Annotated in this window: 25 protein-coding genes; 9 read left to right on the top strand and 16 right to left on the bottom strand. The window is 62.0% G+C overall.

All coding sequences use genetic code 11. The annotated features are described in order from the left end of the window. Positions 1-169: 169 nt before the first annotated feature. A complete protein-coding gene (locus ABJF10_RS17805) occupies positions 170-2,308 on the bottom strand; it encodes a thioredoxin domain-containing protein (protein WP_348545943.1) in 2,139 nt (712 codons plus the stop codon). Between the two features lie 55 nt (positions 2,309-2,363). Here ABJF10_RS17805 and ABJF10_RS17800 point away from each other — a divergent pair, with 55 nt between their 5' ends. Further along, on the top strand, positions 2,364-3,176 hold the full coding sequence (locus ABJF10_RS17800) for an N-acetylmuramoyl-L-alanine amidase (protein WP_348545942.1): 813 nt from the start codon (positions 2,364-2,366) through the stop codon (positions 3,174-3,176). Here ABJF10_RS17800 and ABJF10_RS17795 read toward each other — a convergent pair. After that, positions 3,166-4,068 carry a hypothetical protein gene (locus ABJF10_RS17795; protein WP_348545941.1) on the bottom strand — a complete coding sequence of 301 codons (903 nt, stop codon included), beginning with the start codon at positions 4,066-4,068 and terminating at the stop codon, positions 3,166-3,168. The two genes, ABJF10_RS17800 and ABJF10_RS17795, sit on opposite strands and share 11 nt — an antisense overlap. Before the next feature lie 135 nt (positions 4,069-4,203). Here ABJF10_RS17795 and ABJF10_RS17790 point away from each other — a divergent pair, with 135 nt between their 5' ends. The 5 genes from ABJF10_RS17790 (at position 4,204) to ABJF10_RS17770 (ending at position 7,719) form a co-directional block, all read left to right on the top strand. After that, on the top strand, positions 4,204-4,743 hold the full coding sequence (locus ABJF10_RS17790; RefSeq protein WP_348545940.1) for an SRPBCC family protein: 540 nt from the start codon (positions 4,204-4,206) through the stop codon (positions 4,741-4,743). Continuing rightward, positions 4,740-5,855 (top strand): alanine racemase, encoded by a 1,116-nt coding sequence (gene alr, locus ABJF10_RS17785; RefSeq protein ID WP_348545939.1) that lies wholly within the window; start codon positions 4,740-4,742, stop codon positions 5,853-5,855. Before ABJF10_RS17790 ends, alr begins: the two co-directional genes overlap by 4 nt. A gap of 68 nt (positions 5,856-5,923) precedes the next feature. Then, positions 5,924-6,286 carry a hypothetical protein gene (locus ABJF10_RS17780; RefSeq protein WP_348545938.1) on the top strand — a complete coding sequence of 121 codons (363 nt, stop codon included), beginning with the start codon at positions 5,924-5,926 and terminating at the stop codon, positions 6,284-6,286. Positions 6,287-6,289: 3 nt separating this feature from the next. Then, positions 6,290-6,562, top strand: a complete 273-nt coding sequence (locus tag ABJF10_RS17775) for a hypothetical protein (protein WP_348545937.1) — start codon at positions 6,290-6,292, stop codon at positions 6,560-6,562. Next, entirely contained in the window at positions 6,559-7,719 is a 1,161-nt protein-coding gene (locus ABJF10_RS17770) for an aminotransferase class V-fold PLP-dependent enzyme (RefSeq protein ID WP_348545936.1), read from the top strand. The genes ABJF10_RS17775 and ABJF10_RS17770 overlap by 4 nt, the downstream gene beginning before the upstream one ends. A gap of 246 nt (positions 7,720-7,965) precedes the next feature. Here the strand turns inward: ABJF10_RS17770 and ABJF10_RS17765 are convergent, their stop codons facing one another. From ABJF10_RS17765 to ABJF10_RS17700, 14 genes are all read right to left on the bottom strand, one after another. Continuing rightward, positions 7,966-8,358 carry a PIN domain-containing protein gene (locus tag ABJF10_RS17765; protein WP_348545935.1) on the bottom strand — a complete coding sequence of 131 codons (393 nt, stop codon included), beginning with the start codon at positions 8,356-8,358 and terminating at the stop codon, positions 7,966-7,968. Further along, positions 8,333-8,590, bottom strand: coding sequence for a type II toxin-antitoxin system VapB family antitoxin (locus ABJF10_RS17760; RefSeq protein WP_348545934.1), 258 nt, complete (start codon positions 8,588-8,590; stop codon positions 8,333-8,335). The genes ABJF10_RS17765 and ABJF10_RS17760 overlap by 26 nt, the downstream gene beginning before the upstream one ends. Before the next feature lie 94 nt (positions 8,591-8,684). Then, a complete protein-coding gene (locus ABJF10_RS17755; protein WP_348545933.1) occupies positions 8,685-9,140 on the bottom strand; it encodes a hypothetical protein in 456 nt (151 codons plus the stop codon). A gap of 16 nt (positions 9,141-9,156) precedes the next feature. Beyond that, positions 9,157-9,552 (bottom strand): hypothetical protein, encoded by a 396-nt coding sequence (locus ABJF10_RS17750; protein ID WP_348545932.1) that lies wholly within the window; start codon positions 9,550-9,552, stop codon positions 9,157-9,159. 32 nt (positions 9,553-9,584) lie between these two features. Beyond that, positions 9,585-10,055 (bottom strand): hypothetical protein, encoded by a 471-nt coding sequence (locus tag ABJF10_RS17745; protein WP_348545931.1) that lies wholly within the window; start codon positions 10,053-10,055, stop codon positions 9,585-9,587. A 40-nt stretch (positions 10,056-10,095) separates the two neighbouring features. Next, complete coding sequence (locus tag ABJF10_RS17740; protein WP_348545930.1) at positions 10,096-10,719, bottom strand: hypothetical protein; 624 nt, start codon at positions 10,717-10,719, stop codon at positions 10,096-10,098. Positions 10,720-11,005: 286 nt separating this feature from the next. Beyond that, on the bottom strand, positions 11,006-11,275 hold the full coding sequence (locus ABJF10_RS17735; RefSeq protein ID WP_348545929.1) for a hypothetical protein: 270 nt from the start codon (positions 11,273-11,275) through the stop codon (positions 11,006-11,008). A 33-nt stretch (positions 11,276-11,308) separates the two neighbouring features. Then, positions 11,309-11,638 carry a hypothetical protein gene (locus ABJF10_RS17730; RefSeq protein ID WP_348545928.1) on the bottom strand — a complete coding sequence of 110 codons (330 nt, stop codon included), beginning with the start codon at positions 11,636-11,638 and terminating at the stop codon, positions 11,309-11,311. 108 nt (positions 11,639-11,746) lie between these two features. Next, positions 11,747-12,181 (bottom strand): SMI1/KNR4 family protein, encoded by a 435-nt coding sequence (locus ABJF10_RS17725; protein WP_348545927.1) that lies wholly within the window; start codon positions 12,179-12,181, stop codon positions 11,747-11,749. Between the two features lie 72 nt (positions 12,182-12,253). Next, the gene (locus ABJF10_RS17720; protein WP_348545926.1) at positions 12,254-12,694 is read right to left on the bottom strand and encodes a hypothetical protein; all 441 of its coding nucleotides are present in this window, start codon (positions 12,692-12,694) and stop codon (positions 12,254-12,256) included. Positions 12,695-12,766: 72 nt separating this feature from the next. Beyond that, the gene (locus tag ABJF10_RS17715) at positions 12,767-13,189 is read right to left on the bottom strand and encodes an SMI1/KNR4 family protein (RefSeq protein ID WP_348545925.1); all 423 of its coding nucleotides are present in this window, start codon (positions 13,187-13,189) and stop codon (positions 12,767-12,769) included. A 470-nt stretch (positions 13,190-13,659) separates the two neighbouring features. After that, entirely contained in the window at positions 13,660-13,929 is a 270-nt protein-coding gene (locus ABJF10_RS17710) for a hypothetical protein (protein WP_348545924.1), read from the bottom strand. After that, a complete protein-coding gene (locus ABJF10_RS17705; RefSeq protein ID WP_348545923.1) occupies positions 13,910-14,140 on the bottom strand; it encodes a hypothetical protein in 231 nt (76 codons plus the stop codon). Before ABJF10_RS17705 ends, ABJF10_RS17710 begins: the two co-directional genes overlap by 20 nt. Positions 14,141-14,232: 92 nt before the next feature. Then, positions 14,233-14,520 (bottom strand): hypothetical protein, encoded by a 288-nt coding sequence (locus tag ABJF10_RS17700; protein WP_348545922.1) that lies wholly within the window; start codon positions 14,518-14,520, stop codon positions 14,233-14,235. 1,252 nt (positions 14,521-15,772) lie between these two features. Here ABJF10_RS17700 and accB point away from each other — a divergent pair. The 3 genes from accB to ABJF10_RS17685 all read left to right on the top strand — a co-directional run. After that, positions 15,773-16,228, top strand: a complete 456-nt coding sequence (gene accB / locus ABJF10_RS17695) for an acetyl-CoA carboxylase biotin carboxyl carrier protein (protein WP_348545921.1) — start codon at positions 15,773-15,775, stop codon at positions 16,226-16,228. Positions 16,229-16,234: 6 nt separating this feature from the next. Next, on the top strand, positions 16,235-17,599 hold the full coding sequence (accC, locus tag ABJF10_RS17690; RefSeq protein WP_348545920.1) for an acetyl-CoA carboxylase biotin carboxylase subunit: 1,365 nt from the start codon (positions 16,235-16,237) through the stop codon (positions 17,597-17,599). A gap of 66 nt (positions 17,600-17,665) precedes the next feature. After that, positions 17,666-18,807: ABC transporter ATP-binding protein (locus ABJF10_RS17685; RefSeq protein WP_348545919.1), on the top strand; the 1,142-nt coding region annotated here is incomplete at its 3' end.

Raw genomic sequence — 18,807 nt, 5'->3', positions numbered from 1 at the left:
CAGTCCAGAGTAATCGTGCCTGGTCGTGCCTAATCGTGCCCTCAATTTTTTCACGCCTGCCTTTGGTCGAACCGGGTTCCAGCCACCCCATTTAAGGTGCCTTAAGCCCCCTTAAGCCGATTTAAGGTGCGAGTTTTTTTTGAGGCCGCTTGGAGACCGCGCCGGTCCGCTACTTGCTGAGCAGCTCGCGGAGCTTGCCGACATCGACAGTCGGAAGCTGACAGACGAAATCCTGGCAGACATACGCGGCGGGCTGGCCGTCGATCGGGCCAACCGTCTTGAGGAATTCAAGGCGTTCGGCCAGCCATTGCTGGCCGGGGCCGCCGTCGGCCAACAGCAGAATCTGGTCGGGAATATAGTGGGCGTGCACCTCGCGCAGGAGAGCGCGCGTCGCGGGAGCAGCGGGCGGGCCGGCAATGACGACCTGCCGCGGTTTGGCCAGTGAGGAGTCGAGCGCGACGAGCATCTGTGGCAGCGCCGTCGGGGAGCGCGAAAGCTGATCGGCGAAAGCACCCAGTGTGGCCTTCGCCCGCGTGGCGTAGTCATTCTGCCCCGTGATTTGCGCGAGCCGCAGGAGATTCCCGGCAGCGACGGAATTGGGCGAAGGCTCGGCCCCGTCGTAGTCTTCCTTCATGCGCAGCAGGATGTTCGGCGCGTCCTTCGTGACGCTGAAATAGCCACCGTGCTCCGGATCGAGGAAGAGGCTGTCCTGTTTCGCCTGAAGCTCGACGGCCCATTGCAACCACGCGACATCAAAATCCGCCTCATAAAGATCGAGCAGACCCTGGATGAGCGCGGCGTAGTCATCGCAAAAGCCACCGACTTCGCCGGCACCCTGGCGATAGCTGCGCAAGAGCTGGCCGTTCTTCCACAGATGCTCGCGAATGAAGTGCGCGGCCTTCTGCGCGGATGCGAGATATTCGGGGGCGTCGAGGATTTGCGCGCCCCGCGCGAACGCGGAAATCATGAGCCCGTTCCACGACGTGATGATCTTGTCGTCGAGATGCGGGCGCGGACGCTGAGCACGCAGGGCGAGAAGCTTCCCGCGCGACGCGGCCAGCGAGGCACTGAGGTCGCCCTCGCTTTGACGGAAGAACTTGGCGGCATCAGCGATGGTGAGGCGTTGGATGAGAATGTTTTTGCCGTGAAACTCGCCCTGCGGATCGCTGCCTGCAGGCGCGTTGCCCTCGGGCTCGACTCCGTAGATCCGACAGAAAGGACCCGCCGCCTCCTCACCGAGGGCGTGGACGATTTCGTCTTTGGTCCAGACGTAGAAGGCGCCTTCGGCATGCTCAGACTTCCCCTTTTCGAGGAGACTATCGGCGTCCTCGGCGGAGTAGAAACCGCCGGCGGGATCGGTCATGTCGCGACGGACGTAATTAAAAATATCACGCGCGATCCGCTCATAAGCCGCATCGTGCGTAATCTGAAACGCGTCGAGGTACGAGCTCGCGAGCTGGGCCTGGTCGTAAAGCATTTTCTCGAAGTGCGGGACATGCCAGAACTTGTCGACCGAGTAGCGATGGAAGCCGCCCCCGAGATGATCGTGCATGCCACCATCGGCCATCTTTTGCAGCGTGAGCAGCGCCATGCCGAGCGCGGCCTTGCCATCGCGGCTGTCGCGGCCTTCCCGCGCGGCGACGCGGAAAAGGAAGTTGAGCGTGACCGGCCGCGGGAACTTCGGCGCGCCGCCGAAGCCGCCGAACTCGTCGTCAAACGTGCGGGTGAGTTGATTGAGCGTGAGGCCGATCGCCTCCTTGCCCGCGGCCGCGCTCTGCGCGGGACCGCTGGCGCTGTATTCCCCGAGCGCCTTGATGGCGTCATTGGCCGCGCCGAGCACTTTTTCCTGCTCGTTCTTCCAGGCGTCGGCGAGGCGCTGGAGAATAGTCGGAAAGCCCGGGCGGCCATAACGATCTTCCGGCGGAAAATAAGTGCCGCCGTAAAAGGGCTTCAAGTCCGGCGTCAGGAAAACACTCATGGGCCAGCCGCCGCCACCGGTCGTGGCCTGCACGTAGGTCATATAGACGCGATCCACATCGGGCCGCTCCTCGCGGTCGAGTTTGACGTTCACGAAGTGCTCATTCATGAGCTTCGCGATCGCGGGGTTCTCGAAACTCTCGTGAGCCATCACGTGGCACCAGTGGCAGGTGGAATAGCCGACCGAGAGAAAGATCGGCTTGTGCTCGAGGCGCGCTTTCTCAAAGGCCGCTTCGCCCCACGGATACCAATCCACCGGATTGTGCTGATGCTGGAGCAGATAAGGCGATTTTTCGCCCGCGAGATGGTTGGTGAAGGCGGAAGTAGTCACAGGGGAATTGGGTTCAGCGGCTTGACAGAACATCGTTGCTACGTTGAGAAAAGCCATGCCTGACCATCTCCGGAGTTTTTTCATGAGCAGCATCGCCCGCAGCTTCGACATCGCCTCCCCGGAAAGCAAGTGGGCACACCGCTGGCGGAGAGCGCTGATCCGTCTGCTTCCGGCGGTCGCGCTTTTCGTGCTCGCGGGTTGCGAATCGGAGTCGATGGTCAAGAACACGAGCCACACCTTTCGCACGGTGGTGATCGATGCCGGGCACGGCGGCCACGACATGGGCACACATTCGCGCTGGGGCGGGACGGAAAAGATGGCGGCGCTCGATACCGCGCTGCGCATCGCACCGAAACTACGGGCCGCAGGCTTCAATACCGTCCTGACCCGGGACAGCGATTTCTTCGTGCCGCTCGGCGGACGCACGCGCATTTCCAACGGCCAGGACAACGCAATCTTTGTCAGCGTGCATTTCAACGAAGGGCCGAATCGAGCCGCGCACGGCGTCGAGACCTACTACCGGTCGAAGTACGCGCGGGAAATTGCCGATCGTATCCAGGGCACGGTGACCTCATTGCCTAGCATCGCCTCGCGCGGCGTGAAGACGGCAAACTTCTTTGTCCTGCGCCATAACGAATATCCCGCAGTACTCGTCGAGGGCGGCTTTTTCAGCAATCCCGCCGAAGGCTCGCGCTGCGCCAAGCCCGCTTACCACGAGGCGCTGGCCAGCGCAATCGCCGCGGCCATCATCGCCCAACGCGGACCGCTGCAACCAGTGCAAACGACATCACCCACCATCGCGGCGACGACGTCCACCCCGGCACTCGCGCCCGCGACCGGGCCGGCGCCGATCCCAGCTACTCGCTGAGGCGCTTCAAGATCGCCGCTTCGAGGCGGTCGGCCCATTCACTCACGCCGCTGTCGATCTTCTTGACCTTCTCGAAGAGGGCCTTGTTGTAGGCACGCAATGCGGCCCGCGAATCCGCGTCCGTGGTGGCCTCGTCCGCCTTGGCCTTCAGGCTCTTGACCTGTGGATCCTCGTTCGCCTTGGCTTTCGCCACTTCAAAACGATATTTCTCCTTCGCCTCGGGATCGGCATCGGCGCCCGGTTCAGGCGGCAGATTGTTCGCATTCGCACTGGGCGTCGCTGGCTTGGTCTTGGGATTCTTCTTGCCCGGTGGCGTGGCCGCCGGCGGCGCAGGCGGAGGGGTGACAGGAGCGACCTTGTCGGGCTTCGGCGTCGCGGGAACCTTCTCCGGCTTGGGTGTCGTCGTTGGCGGTTTTTCGGGTTTGGGACCGCGACCCGGCTTCTCGTTGGGCTTGGCCGTCGGCGTGGCTTTTCCCGGCTTCGGTGTCGCGGTAGCGGCCACCCCTGGCGGAGGCGTACTGGGAACTTTGCGAATGACGCGGCGATTCGTTGGCGGCGGGGGCGATTCAGGACCTGGCGCCGGCGTCGCCGCTGGCTTTTCTTTGCGGGAACCAAAGAGCCAACTGAAGAACGAGCGCTTCTTTGGTTTCGGCGTGGGCTCGGGGGCGGCCTCGGGACTGACCAACGGCACCGGTTCTTCGGAGACGCCCGGTTTCGCCGCAGTCTTGGTGGACGGTTTCTCTCTACTGCCAGCGTCGGCCGGTTTGTTCTCCACGTTGGTGGAGGAGGAGGCGGCGATTTGTTCCGTCGGCGCGACTTCCTGGGCGTAAACCATCGCCGCGCAGGCGCACATGGCGACCACCGTAGGCAGGATAGAAAAGGGTTTGGGCATGATTGGGGAAAGGTAAGCGCGAGACTCTGCCGTCTCCGCGAAAATCTGTCGAGCGCAAGCGCAAATTGCGAAGCCGCTCTCGACAGCCGCCGCCTTCCGCACCTAAATCTGGAACCCTCGATCCCCGCCCGCCCCGTGAAATCCCGTCGCTCTCGCCTGCTGCTCTTCATCGCGTTTCTGCTCGCCTTCCCGTTCTTCCTGCGGCGCCGGCCCCGGGTCGAGCAGCGCATCACCATCCTCGCGCCTCCCGCCGCCATCTTTCCTTTCCTGAATGATCTGCGCAACTGGCCTCTCTGGACGGTGTGGGACCGGCGCGAGCAGATCGATTACGAATACGGCACCACCACGGCGGGCGATGGCGCCGAGCAGCACTGGGCCAGCGAACACATGAGCGGAGTGCTGCGCATCCTGAAGAGCGAGCGCGACGAGCGCATCGACTACGAATTGGCCATGGGCGATGGCACCTACCAGGTCGTGGGCCGCATCGAGTTGCATCCGGATGGCGCCTGCACGCGGGTCGTGTGGAAATGCGCGTGGGATCTGGCGAAGAATCCCTACCGCCGCTACTTCGATCTCGTGATGCGCTGGATGATGCGGCGCGACTACGCCGCCGGCCTCGAGAACCTCAAGGCGCTCATCGAATCCCCGGGAAAATCCAGCGAGGCCGCGGCGTGAGCCCAAATCAACCCGCGCGCCGCTGCTGGGCGGAGATCGATTGCGCCGCGCTGCGGCACAATGTCGCCGCGGCGCGAGGACAACTGGGCGCAGGCGTGCAAGTCATGGCCGTAGTGAAAGCCAATGCCTACGGCCACGGGGTTGGCACGGTAGCGAAAGCGTTGGTAGGCCACGCGGAGATGTTTGGCGTGGCCAATGTCGCCGAAGCCGAGGAATTGCGCAGCTACGTCCCGGACGTGCCGATTTTCATCCTCGGACCGGCGTTGCCCGAGGAGCGCGCGCGCATCGCGGCGGGGCGTTTCGTGCCCTCCATCTCGACGGTGGAAGAAGCGCGCGCCTTTGCCGCGCTCGCCGGCGCGGAACCCCTTCCCGTGCACCTCATGATCGATACCGGGATGGGCCGTGTCGGCATCCTGGAAGACGCCGCGGCGAGGGCTGCTCGCGAAATTCTCGCCCTGCCCAGCCTCTTCGTCACCGGCCTCGCCTCCCACCTCCCCGTCGCCGATGAAGACGACACCTTCACCCGCCAGCAACTCACGCGCTTTCACGAGATCGTCGGCCACCTGCGTTCGCTCGGCGTGGCGCAGCCCGTCGTCCACATCGAGAACAGCGCCGGGATTATCTCCTACTCGGCGCAGGCTGGCGACATGGTGCGCGCGGGGCTCATGCTCTACGGCAGCGCCCCGATCGCGGTCTTTCAACCAAAGCTTCGCGCCGTCATGACCTGGAAGACGCGCATCACGCTCGTCCGCGACATGCCCGCGGGCCACGGCATCAGCTACGGGCGCACCTTCATCACGCCGCGCCCGATGCGCATCGCCACGCTGGCGGTGGGTTACGCCGATGGCTACCAGCGCCACCTCTCCAATCGCGGCGCCGAAGTCCTCATTCGCGGAAAGCGCTGCGCCGTGCTCGGGCGCGTGACCATGGACCAGATCCTCGCCGACGTGACCGCGCTGCCGCAGGTGGAAGCCGGCGACGAAGCCGTGCTCTTGGGCAAACAAGGCGACGAGGAAATCTTCGCCGCCGAGCTCGCGCAAAAATCCGGGACGATCCCTTGGGAGATTTTCACCGGGATCGGCCGCCGGGTGGAGCGCGTCTATCACGACTGAGGAAACGGCGTTGCGGATGGCGGCGGCTTGGCTAACCTGATTCGTTTACCCCCATCGCCCCACTGCTAATGCTTCAGATCGTCTTCAACGAAATCAGCGCCGCCGAAATGTCCGCGCTGCCCAAGGACCTCCAACTCGACCTGCTGGCCGAATTTCAATTCCTGCCCGAAGACCTCGACAAGCTCGATGAGGAGAAATTTGGCGCCATGGAGCGCGACGGCAAACGCCTCTTTCGCTATCGCGCCAAGGAGTATCGCATCTACTTCGAGCGGCGGGCGGAAGGCATCACCGTCCATCGTGTGCTGCACAAGAATACCATCCGCGATTTCCTCTTCCGCACCAAGCTGCCGATGACCGAGGACGACCAGCTCGGACAGCAAAAGGGCTTTTGGAAATTGATCGAAGAAGGCGAACAGACCCGCCAGCGCTGATCGATGAACTTCCGGCTGTTGCTCTGCATCGCCATGGGCGTCTTCGTCACGTACCTTGGCGTGTTCATGCTCATCGGGCAGTTTCGCCGGAAGCCGTATGTGCCCAAGCCTCGGCCGAATTTCTCCGCCAAGGCCACCGTCGTGGTGAACGCGGAAACCGGCGAGAAGACTATCTATCGTGAGATCACCGTGAGCACCAAGTTCGCACCCGCACCCGCCACTCCCCCACCCAGCTCGCCCGCCCCCCCTCAGCTCGATACCACCGCGGAGAAATGAATCTTTTTCCCGACGAAGGGCAGCGGCACGCGCTTTTCCCGGTCAGCCGCGACCAGGTCTTCTTCGCCCACGCCGGCGTCACCGCGCTCCCGCAATTCGTCGCCGATGCCGTTTGCACCTACACGCAGCTGAGCGCGAAAAACCCACAGGAGTTCGGCGATGTCCTGCGCCAGATCAAGGAAACGCGCCAGGCTTGCGCGCAATTCATCGGCGCCCAGCCCGACGAAATCGCCCTGCTCGGCCCCACGTCGCTCGGTCTCTCGCTCTTCGCTAATGGCCTCGACTGGCAGCCCGGTGACGAAGTGCTCTGCTACCACGGCGACTACCCGGCGAACGTCTACCCATGGATCGACCTGCGCCGGCGCGGCGTCATCGTCCGCTACCTGGAACCCGCCGCGCCCGGCGAGATCACTCCGGAACTCGTCGCCGCCGCCCTCACGCCGAAAACCAAGCTCGTCGCCCTCGCCAGCGCCCATTTCTTCACCGGCTACCGCATCGACGTGGAAGCCATCGGCGCCCTGCTCCACACCCGCGGCATCCTCTTCTCGCTCGACGCCATCCAGACCCTCGGCGCCTTCCCCTTGGATGTGGAAAAAGCCCACGTCGATTTCCTCAGCGCCGACGCCCACAAATGGATGCTCGGCCCGCTGGCCATCGGCATCGTCTACGTGCGCAAATCACACTTCGAGCAGCTGCGCCCCACCCTCCTCGGCGCTTGGAATGTCGTCTCGCCGAATTTCAACGCCCTCGACGAAATCCGCTTCGTCCCCACCGCGCAGCGCTACGAACCCGGCGTCCTCAACATCGCCGGCATCCTCGGCATGCGCGCCGCCCTCGACTTCTTCCACGCGCAAGGCCTCGACACCATCGCCGCCCGCCTCCTCGAGTTGAAAGCCCACCTCGTCCCGCAGCTCAAGGATCTCGGCTTCCACCTCCTCGGCCCGGACATCCACAGCCCTGCCGCCAGCAGCATCACCACCTTCCGCCACGAGCGCGCCAGCAGCGCCACGCTCTTCGCCGCCTTGGAAAAAGCGAAGATCATCGCCTCCCTCCGCCACGACCGCGCAGGCCGCGACTACCTCCGCTTCAGCCCGCACTGCTACAACACCGAGGCGGAACTGGACAGGGCGATCGAGGTGCTGCACGCGGCTTTATAACGCGCCGCCGCAACCGGAGGTGGGTCCACGAAAAGGCACGAAAACGAAGGGAACCGCGAATAGACGCCAATTAACGCGAATGGTCGGATACTGCCTCTGCCCGGCGCTGCCGGCATGGTGAGGGCTCGCCGCTATTCGTGTCCATTCGCGGTGAAAACTCTTTTCTCCTCTTCCTCCCTCTGCGCTCTCTGCGCCTCTGCGTTTCAATCACCTAACCTTCCGCCAACTGCGTCCCCGCCTTTTTTTCTACCCCAGCGAACGAATCGCCCGCAACCCCGGCACACGGGCGAAGTCCGCGTCCAGGGTCAGCACCGCCGCTTCTGCCTCCAGAGCGCAGGTCGCGATCAGCAGGTCTGTGACCTGCATGGTTTTCCCCTCACGGTCCATCTTCCAAGCGAGGTCGGCGGCGCGTTCCCATGCTCCGTTCAGCGTCGGCACGTAGAGCAGGCAGGCCAGGAAATCCGCCATGCGCCGGCGGGCTGTCTTGTGTTTCAAGCCGCGCAAGACTTCGACCTGCACGACCCCACAGGTGAGCAATTCCCAATCCTCAGAGAAGGCGGCGAGTTCCTCCAGCGGATCGCGGCCCGCCCGCATCCGGTCGATGTAGAACGAGCTATCGACGAGCGCTCTTCCGGGCATACTTCGCCGGCGTTTCCGCCGCTTTCAGGCTTTCCTGGGGAAAGGGATCTTCCCACGCGTTCCTGAGTTCCTCCACCGTGAGGCCGAGACCCTTTTTTCCGAGTTCCTTCAACCGGTATCTCCTGACCATCTCGGTAAGAGCGAACTCCACCGCTTTGGTCTTGCTCTCGACGCCGGTGATTTTCACCACGTCAGCGAGAACGTCCTCGTTGATATGCATGGTCATCTTCATGGGTTTCATGATATGGCATGCATGCCATACTCACAACCAAAATTGCGGCGTCTTGAGCGCGGCACGCCCTGTCCTTCACCCAGCTCGGCCAGGGTCATTTGCGGAAGAGACGCCCGAAGAACGATTTCTTCTCGGGCGGAGGGGGCACCCAGTTCGGCCGGGAGGCAATGCAATAGGCTACGACCCACGATTCGGTCGTTTTTTGGTGGGCCATCTTTTGATAGATGGCGGGAAAGGGGAAGAGTTTGCACTCGGGATGATGCGGCCCCTGCAGGAAGGGCAAGCCATCGCCCGTGACCCACCGTCCGCCGTAGATCCGCCGGAGCGACTCGCCAAAGTAGGCGCCAAATAACTCGACCAATATATCCAGCGCCTCCGGATTCTTCGGTGGTTTCGGCCAGGCCTCGCCGAGCACATGCTCCAGGCGTCCCAAGGCGTCGAGGCTGTAGTCAAAGGGCTTGCCGAGCGCGTTGGCAAACACCGCCAGTTGCTTCTCGGCGTCCACCAGCAAATCGCGAATGACCGGAGGGATGTCGTGGTTATCGGTCATGACCGTCACCGGCTCTTCAGTCGATCCGCACGTAGCGGAAGGGATACATGCCGCCGTCATTCTTGAGCACGAATTGCTTGTGGCTGGCCTCCATGATGGTGCGCTTGCCGGTGTCGTCGATGAGTTGGTGATTCACGATTTTCCAGGTTCCGCTCATCGCGGTGTCCAGGGGCAACATCCGCCAGGTGCCGTCCGCCTTGAAGGCGTATTCGTGCCGGCCGGTCATCCACTTGCCGACCATCATTTTCCGCAGCTCGGCGTCGGGCAGCGCGACGACCTGGCTCGTCGCGTTCAATTTGCTGAGGCGGACCAATTCCGCGGGGGATGCGCCCAGCCGATCTTTTTCCTCCGCGAGCACGTGGAGGGTGAAGAGCGAGCTAAGAATGCCGGCGAGGAGGAGAGAGCGTTTCATATTTGGATGTGCTACTATGTGCAGATGCCCGCTCATTCTTCCAGCACTGTGGGGCACACGGAAAGGGAAGCGATGATCGGCTCGAACCAGGTCTTGGAGGCGGCATAATCGGCGCACGCGTAGTCGTGGAGGCTCACTCGCACCAACCACGGAGAGCGGGCCAACCCGAGGCACACGATGCGATACGCGGCCCGGCGATCCAGGCAGTCGGTCCCGGCACTCGCAATCCCGTCGATCTCCTGGCTCCAGTCCTCCACAATCTCCCAGTCGCCGTTCGGCATGTCGTGAAGACGCTGGATTTCACCGGCGCGGAATTCGTCCAGTTTGGCCAGGGGAGAACCGGGATCACCCCAATTCCACACGGAAAGATAGGCGCCCTTGGTTTCATCCTTCGCCTCGAAATAAAAAGAAGCCTTGGTTGTCGCGGCGCTGGGTTTCTGCTGCCAGTCACTCGGCAGCTTGATCTGCCAGGTGCCAGTGCTGATCGTGTTATATTCCTGCATGGGTCGTAGTCGCTAGCTTCAGGGAAGACACGCGTGCTTGCTAGGCGCCGGGCGGCCCCACGACGGAGATCGTGCCGTCGGGTTTGATGGTCACGGTGACGTGGCCGCCCACGCTGGGGATGACGTAGCCATCGATGGTCGTGGCCTGCGTAGCCGCGCCGCTGCCCGCCTGGAATTTCAGTTCGCCTTCGCGCTCAATCCAGAACGAGCGTCGCACCACGCCGCCCGGGGCAAAGGCGCCGAAGTCCGCCTCACAGCCGCCACCGAAAACGCGCACGCCGCTGAGCGGCTGCGGGGAAGTGTTGTGGACCGTGACCGTGTAACGGGTCTCAATCCGAATGGCGGTCGCCGCGATGCCGCCCGCCACGGGAAAGTTGGAAAGGAGCAACGCAGCGCACCCCACCGTCGAGAGCCAAAGTGGCCGTCGCGGCAGCCCCGGCGTGCGCAAGGCGAGCCAGCAAAAACGCCCGAGCGCCACGACCCCGACGAGGAAGAAGGCGACTCCGCCGTAGAGAGTGAAAATGCCCGCCGTCATCAACCAACCCCATCGCGTGAGGAGCCAGAGCAGAAAGATCGAGACGCCAACGACCAGGGGAATGGCTCCGCAAAGGAGCGCGACGCGATAGGCCTTTCGCTGCGGTGCTGGGTTGGGCGAGGTGGTCATGGTTCTTCGTATCCGATCGCGTTGTGGATTCCTTCCAGGGCGGACGGTTTCCGCCGGAGCGCCTGGCGAGACGATATCTGCCTTAGGTAGTGCTCACGAACCATTGAGGTGAGGAATGACGATGGGCTGGTAGGGATGGTGCGCCGCGCTGTCCTCGCAAAACGACCGGCTTTGAAGGCAAATTCATTCCGGCAAAATCCACCGCCTTTCCAAGGACGCCGACGGCGCGGCGTCCCTACCAGCGCCACGTGCCGGACACGCCCTCTTGGAAATTCCTGAGCACCCCCTAGAGCGACCATGGATAACTCTTCTCCCGCTGGTCACAGGCGGTGCAGCGATTGCCGTAGCCTTCCCCACGCGCCACAAACGCCCAGCCGATCAAGGGCACGGCAAAAAGAAGACCTCCATAACCCACCCAGGTGTGCCCCAGACCAAAGCCGGTGAGGGTGACGATCAAAGCGACGATCCCCACCCAGAAATAGCAGCCGGGAGGTTCCGAGTTACCGTGTCCCCCGGACACATACTTCACCTTCCCTCCGCATTTAGAGCAGCGCATGGTCAGGTCTTTGAGGTGTTCGATTGGGGAGCATCATTCCTTGGCTTCTGGGTCGCACGACCACTTCGGCAGTTGGCAGTGAACGCACCGGCGGGCCCACGAATTTGTATACCATGATCCGCGGAAAAATGGCTTGCCGCACCGCGGGCAGCGCCACGCGACGGCGTAGTTCCCGCTGATCGCGAAGGCCAGCATCCAAAGACCGGCGACGATATAGACAGGGATGTTGGACGAAAACAGATAGCGAAGTGGAACACCGAGAAGAAAGACGCCGGGGACGTAGCCCAGAAACACGAGCCAGAACAGTCGGCTGCGGTGACGGTAAACTTTCCATTGCTCTTCGTAGGTCGGAGTCGAACTCATCCGTTCTCATGGGAAACCCGCTGGCGAACGGTCTGCAGGGTAAGTTTCATCGGACACGAGAGTGAGGCCTCACCGCCGGCAAGTTCAGCGTTTGGCCAGGCGAATGAATCATAGCCAGAATTGCCACCACTTCTTGTTCTTTCGGCGCTCCATGGCCTGCTCGACTTCCGCTAGGGTCTCGATGGTCTGGCCGATATACGCTTCGAGGTTGTCGGCAAACTCCATCTCGGCAAGGTTGGCCTGATCGGGAGCCGGACCGCCCTCGTGGTCGGCCCAAAACACGCGGGGATCGGTCGTTCCCGGACGGATGAAAAACGGATCGCCCGAGCCGCTCTGGCCAATGACGAAAAACTCGCGAGGCCACGGACTGCCCATGTAACCTTCCGTGCGCAACTGCTCATTCTCCCGAATCGCCCAGTCCGCGGAGTCGTACAATGCATCGTCCAGTTGTGGGAGGGGATACTCCGCCAGTCGACGGACATACCACTCGGGCAATTTCAGGCCGAGACTCTCTTCGATCCGGGCGAAGTCTTCAGGAAGCATGGGCGGGGCCGGAAATATCCTCTCTATTGTTCTGGAGCAAGCGTGCGGCGTCGCCAGGCCAGCCCACAACTATTAGGGAGCTGCCTGGGAGAACGATTGCGCCGCGATGGACTGCCACACCCGAATGCTCATGACCCGGGCCAGGCCGATGTCGATACGCCCGGTGAAGATGGGATGGGGAGCGAAACCGTAGCATTCCCCGGCGCCGGGGATGAGTCCGCGCTCGTGAAGCTGGGCGACGTGCGCGGAAAGAAGATGCTGCTCCTGCCATTCGACACGATTAACGATCGCCGCGAACTCCTCCGGCGTGGCGGCGATTCGCTGCAAAGTGCCCTCGATGACGGAAAGCTCGTCGGTCGAGCCGTCGGGCCGGCGCAGAAACCAATCGCCAAACTTGGACATGAAAACGGGAGCGAACGGTCCGGTGACCAGATGGGACCATGGACCGATCCAATCCTGCGCATCCGCAGGAGAGATGTTCTGAATGATGAGATCGTCCCAAGTGAGTTTCATCGGAGTGTGCGCGCGAAAGCGTTGAACGCCCTCGAACTCAACGCCCGTCGTGCGGTTCGTGGCAGCGCCGGATCACGCGTTGCGGTTCTTCCACCAAAGTTCTGAATTGAAGCCTTCGGCCTTGCGGCGGGCATAGTCGGCATACCATGAATCAAAAGTGTCGAAGCCATACGGTTCCTTGGCGGCGAGGTTCTCAACGACACTCTTGTCCGGGTCGATATAGAGGATGGTCGGGGGTTGGCGTCGAGTATCGTACGCCCAGTAGTCTCCGCAGCCATTGGACGCGAAGGCAATCAGGAAATCGGGCCACGGGTTGCTGGGGTCTTCCGTGCGGAGCTCTTCGTTGCGCAGGGCAAAATCCAGAAGCGGGTAAGGCGTCGAGAGGACGAGGAAATCGCACCACTGGTGGATGGGGTCGGAAGGGTCACCCAACGCCTGGCGATGACGCTCGGGCAACTGGATCCGGAAGCGGACTTCGATCTGGGAAATGTCCATCTTGCCAGGTCTCGTTCCTATCCGTTCACCGAACACGCGCCGCGACGCCCATCAGGTGATTCCGATCGATGGCATTTCATTGTAAGGGCGCAAGCAGAAGGCGGAAAGTGGCGACGGCAAAAGGGAGGAGTAACACCGAAGCGGAAAAGCGCAGAACCCGACAAGACGGATCACGCCAGGCCCTCACCAAGCTGACCAACGCACGAAACCACAGCACGGTCAGAAGCAGGCCGAAGACAAACAGAAGCCAAAGATGCCAGGCGGGCGGCGGTATCTCCATGGCCAACTCCGCTTCGGTCGGTGGCTTGAGCGTCTGATCCCGCCGGAAGGCGATGATCCCGGATAGGACGTTGAAAACGAAAAGCGCTGCGACCGGGACGAAGCAACGGTCGAAAGCGATTTCGCCAGGGAGGCGCCTGCGCTGGCGAGCGGCTGGATAAGCATTCATTTACAAAAACGTAAGGGAAGGCTCATAGAGTTTTGATCAGTCGGTCGTAGTCGGCGTGCGAACCGATGAAATACCACAGGGCAGTATCGCCTGTGCGAACACAGACCGCGCGCCAGTCGAGGCCGATGCGCGCCGAGAAAATGGGCTTGGTCGCGTGGATTTGTTTGAACTGGAGGCTCGCATGCCATGGATCCTGCATCCAGACGCGGTAGGCCTCGGAAGCCTGCTTTTGGACATGGGGCGGAAGATCGGAAAGAAGCTTCCGGAATCGATTAGTGGTTTGGGAAATCACGCTCCAAATCCATGGGTCGAGTCTGCCCCGCCTCGAACTCACGCAGCGCTTCGTCGGCCAAAGCGGAAAGTGGGTCCTGGGTGGCGGCGAACGCCTCGGCCCAACGCCGCTCGGAATCGAGTTCGGCGAGAAGCAACGAAGCGAAGGCATCCTGCTCCGAGTCGGGGAGCTTGGACGCAGCCGCAAAGGCGCGTTCGAGAAGCTGAGTCATGCCTTGGAGAGTATCCTCTCTCTCGTTCTGGAGCAAGCGCGCGGAGTCGCCGGGCGACCCCAAGGCGTGGGCAGTCTTTTCTCCTGACGCCCTCATTGGAGCGCGTTGGCAAGATTCCGAAACCCGACGATTCCTACAGTGACAATGCCTGCGACCAACCCGACAGCCAGTTCATTTGCGGCAAGATAAAGCGCAGGGCTACGGCGGTCGCGGCACATGTCGAGGGAACGCGTGAGAATAATCCCCTGCGGAATACCAACGAGCGCCGCAGAGGCAACGAGCCAGTTAAAGCCGAGGACCACCGCGAGCATGACGACGAGTGGAATTACGATGAGTACCAGCGCGACGACGTGTGGATCGATGTAGGATGTGACCTTCATCAACGAAAGCGTTGTTAGCAGATCTTGCGCGAAAGTCGCCTGCCCTTCCATTGAACCGAGTGGGCTGGGGATGGGGAAACGGCATACCAGTGGAGAGTCGGCAGAGCAGGAAAAGGGAAACTCTTGGTCCCAATGCTCCAAGGAAATAGGATTCCGGGTAAGCGGAGAGACCTCCACTTCTCTGAGCTGGGACGGGGTTTCCCAGTGGAGGAAAAGACGGTGCCCCGAGGAGACAGGTTTCGGCTTGACGAATATATTGAGCGCTCATATATTGTTTTATGTGGACAATTCAGCTCAAATTTCAAGATGCGAAATGGGGTGGGCAGTGGCGCCTTCGGCGTCAGACACATTTGTGCCGCCCACCTTCACCCCACAGTACGATTTGCCTGCGCCCGCTCACGCAGCCCTTCGGGCAAATCCGGCGCTTTCCAAAAGTACACTACAGAGACCTCCCGGCCAGTTCCGACCTTTGAATGTTACCGGCTTCCAAGACCATAAGCAGGGAATAGGCGCCCATTGCTCCCGCGCCTGCGGGACAAAGATGACGCCTCTTGGTCCCGCGACTGCGGGATACATGGCTCTTGGCTCTCTCCTCTGCAGAGTAGTTCCGACCAGTTCCGACTCATGAATCCATCTCATCCACGGCGCGGTTGGGCGCCCAAGTCAGACGCCATGGCGGCAGCGCGTGCTTCGGACGGAATCGGCGTTTCATCCCACTCTACAGAGGAGTTCCGACCTTTGAACTTGATGAGATCCCATGACCACGAGCAGGAACCAAGGACTCACGGCTCCCGCGCGTGCCTGACGGAGAGGTGGCGCCGCTGGGTCCCGCAACTACGGGATTACCAGGTGTCTGGCTCTCTCCTTTTACAGAGTAGTTCCGGCCAGTTCCGACCTTTGAATGTGAGGGTATCCAAGTTTCGCTGCCAAATGCAGAAGGGGCGCCACTTGGCTCTTGGCTCTTGGCTCTTGGCTCTTGGCTCTTGGCTCTTGGCTCTTGGCTCTCAGAAGCGCTCGCACCGAATCGCACCCAAGACATTTGCCGGCAGAACATCCAACGCCGAACGCCGAACACCGAACGCCGAACCAGAAACCAGAAACCTCAAACCCCACCTGATTGTCACACTCGGCAGCCAAAATTCACACTCCCTTCCTTCACCGCCCCCGCCCCAACCCCGCCAAAGGGGGGTTGACGGAGCCGGAAACTGGCGCTTAGCATCGGCCCCTCTCTAACCGGAGCCACCTCAAGACCTTGGACTTAAAAGAAATCAAAGAACTCATCGCCCTGATGAGGAAAAACGACCTCTCCGTCTTTAAGATGGAGAAGGAAGGCTTCAAAATTACCCTAAAGAAGGGGACCGACTTCCAGCCTGTCATCACCACCACCGCGCCCGTAGCCTACCCGGCTGCGCCTGCGGCGGGGGCCACTGTTTCGACTCCCGATACCCCTGGCGAGCCGAAGGAAACCAGCAATTTGCGCGAAATCACCTCCCCGATGGTCGGGAGCTTCTACGCGTCGCCATCCCCCGAGATGCCGCCCTTTGTCACCGTGGGCCAGGAGGTCACCGAAGACACCGTGGTCTGCATCATGGAAGCGATGAAGGTGATGAACGAGATCAAGGCGGAATGCCGGGGCGTCATCGCCGAGATCGTGGCCGAGAATGGGAAACCGGTGCAATACGGCCAGGTCCTCTTCAAGGTGCGTTAAGCGCCCATGTTCAACAAAGTCCTCATCGCCAACCGGGGCGAAATCGCGTTGCGCGTCATCCGCGCCTGCAAAGAGCTCGGGGTCAAGACGCTCGCCGTCTACTCCGAGGCGGATGTCGATTCCCTGCACGTGCAACTGGCCGACGAGGCCATCTGCATCGGGCCGGCTGCCAGCTCGCAGTCCTATCTCAAGATCGATCGCATCATCAGCGCAGCGGAAATCGGCGACGTGGATGCGATTCATCCCGGCTACGGCTTCCTGAGCGAGAACGCGCACTTCGCGGACGTCTGCGCGAGCTGTAACATCAAGTTCATCGGGCCGCCCTCCGCGGCGATCCGCGCGATGGGCGACAAGAACACCGCGCGCGCCACGGCGAAGAAGGCCGGCATGCCGGTGACGCCTGGCTCCGAGGGCATCGTCGAGACGGAGAAGGACGCGCTGCGCGTCGCCCGCGAAATCGGCTATCCGGTGATGATCAAGGCTACGGCCGGCGGCGGTGGCCGCGGCATGCGCCCGGCGCACAACGACGGCTCGCTCGTGCAAGGCTATCACGCCGCGCGCAACGAGGCGGAAAAGGCGTTCGGCAATTCCGGTGTCTACATCGAGAAACTCATCGAGAATCCGCATCACATCGAGTTCCAGATCATGGCCGATTCGCACGGCGAGGTCGTGCACCTCGGCGAGCGCGATTGCTCCATGCAGCGGCGCAACCAGAAGATCATCGAGGAAACACCCTCGCCGATCATGACGGATGAGATCCGCAAGAAGATGGGCGACGATTGCGTGCGGCTGGCGAAGGAAGTGGGCTATGTCGGCGCGGGGACCATCGAGTGCCTCATGGACGACCATGGCAAATATTACTTCATGGAGATGAACACGCGCATCCAGGTGGAGCACTGCATCACCGAGGAAGCCTACGGCGTGGACCTCGTGAAGGAGCAGATCAAGATCGCGGCAGGGCTGCCGCTCTCGCATTGGATGCACAATGCCCAGCGGAAGTATCACGCCATCGAGTGCCGCATCAATGCCGAGGACCCGTTCAACAATTTCCAGCCCTGCCCCGGCCGCATCGATCTTTATTACGCTCCCGGTGGACGCGGCATTCGCATCGATTCGCATGCTTACGCCGGTTACACCGTGCCGCCGCATTACGACTCGATGATCGCCAAGGTCATCGGCATGGGCACGACGCGCGAGCACGCCATCCAGCGGATGCGCCGCGCGCTCGACGAATATCTGATCACCGGCATCAAGACGACGATCCCCTTCCAGCAGGCGATCATGCACGATCCGGATTTCGTCCGCGGCCATTATAACACGAGCTTCGTCACGAAATTGATCGAGGCGCGTGGGGTGGAGTTTGGGAAGTAGCCGCAGCGGCGCTCCCTCCGTGAAATTTGACTCGCGGCCCTGCGGCGCGATGGTGAGCGCCTTTCGATGAAGACTGTCTTTCGCGTATTTGCCTATGTCCGCCGCTATCCCGGGATGGCGACTGGCATGCTGGCTTGTGCGGTGCTGGGCACGCTGCTCGTCGTGGTCTTCCCGAAGGTCACGCAAGTAATCATCGATGACGTGCGCCACGGACGCAGCGACCGGCTCTGGCCGCTGGTGATTGCGGCGGCCGCTTCGTTCTTTTTGCGCGACCTGCTGAACGCGGTGCGCATCGTGGTGAATAACGCGTTCGAGCAGCGGGTGATTTTCGATCTACGCAGCGATCTGTATGCGCACATCCAGCAGTTGCCGCTGACGTGGTTCGATAATCGTGCGACCGGCGATATCATGACGCGGCTCCTCGAGGATGTGACGGCGGTGGAGCGCGTGCTTATCGATGGCATCGAGCAAGGCGTCATCGCGGTGCTGCAGATCGTCATCGTGACGGCGATGCTCTTTCTCTATCTGCCGTGGCTCACCTGGCTGGCGCTGATTCCCGTGCCGCTGCTCGCCCTCGGCGCGCTTTCTTACACGCTCACCGCACCGCAACGCTATCGGCTCCAGCGCAAGGCGTCTTCTGGAATGAACTCCCTGCTGCACGACAATCTCGCCGGCATTCGGCAGATCAAAACTTACGTTCGCGAACGCGAAGAGCACGCCCGCTTCAACGCCGCGAGCAACGATCTGCGTCACGCCACGATGACCATCATGCGCGTCTGGGCGATGTACAATCCGGCGATGAGTTTCCTCGGCGCGCTCGGTGCGGTGCTCGTCGTCGGCTTCGGCGGACGCGCGGTGCTGCACAACGAAATGAGCGTGGGCGATCTCGTAGCGTTCCTGTGGCTGGTCGGCGCGCTCTACGAGCCGATCGGCAAATTGCATTCGCTCAATCAACTCGTGCAAGCCGGCCGCGCAGCGGGCGAGCGGGTGTTCGAGATTCTCGACACACCGGCCGAGCCCGGCCGCGTGGAGCACGACGAGCAGGTGAGCGTCGAAGGCGACGTGCGTTTCCAGGATATCGGCTTCGCGTATTCCGAGGAGTTGCCGGTGTTGCACCACATCCATCTGCACGCCCAGCCCGGCGAGACCATCGCGCTCGTCGGCCACACCGGCGCGGGCAAATCGACGCTCGTGCATCTGCTCACGCG

This window comes from Chthoniobacter sp. (genome assembly GCF_040003245.1).
GTDB lineage: Bacteria > Verrucomicrobiota > Verrucomicrobiia > Chthoniobacterales > Chthoniobacteraceae > Chthoniobacter.
Note: the sequence above shows the minus strand (reverse complement) of the source record. Positions and strands in the feature narration are given on the sequence as shown.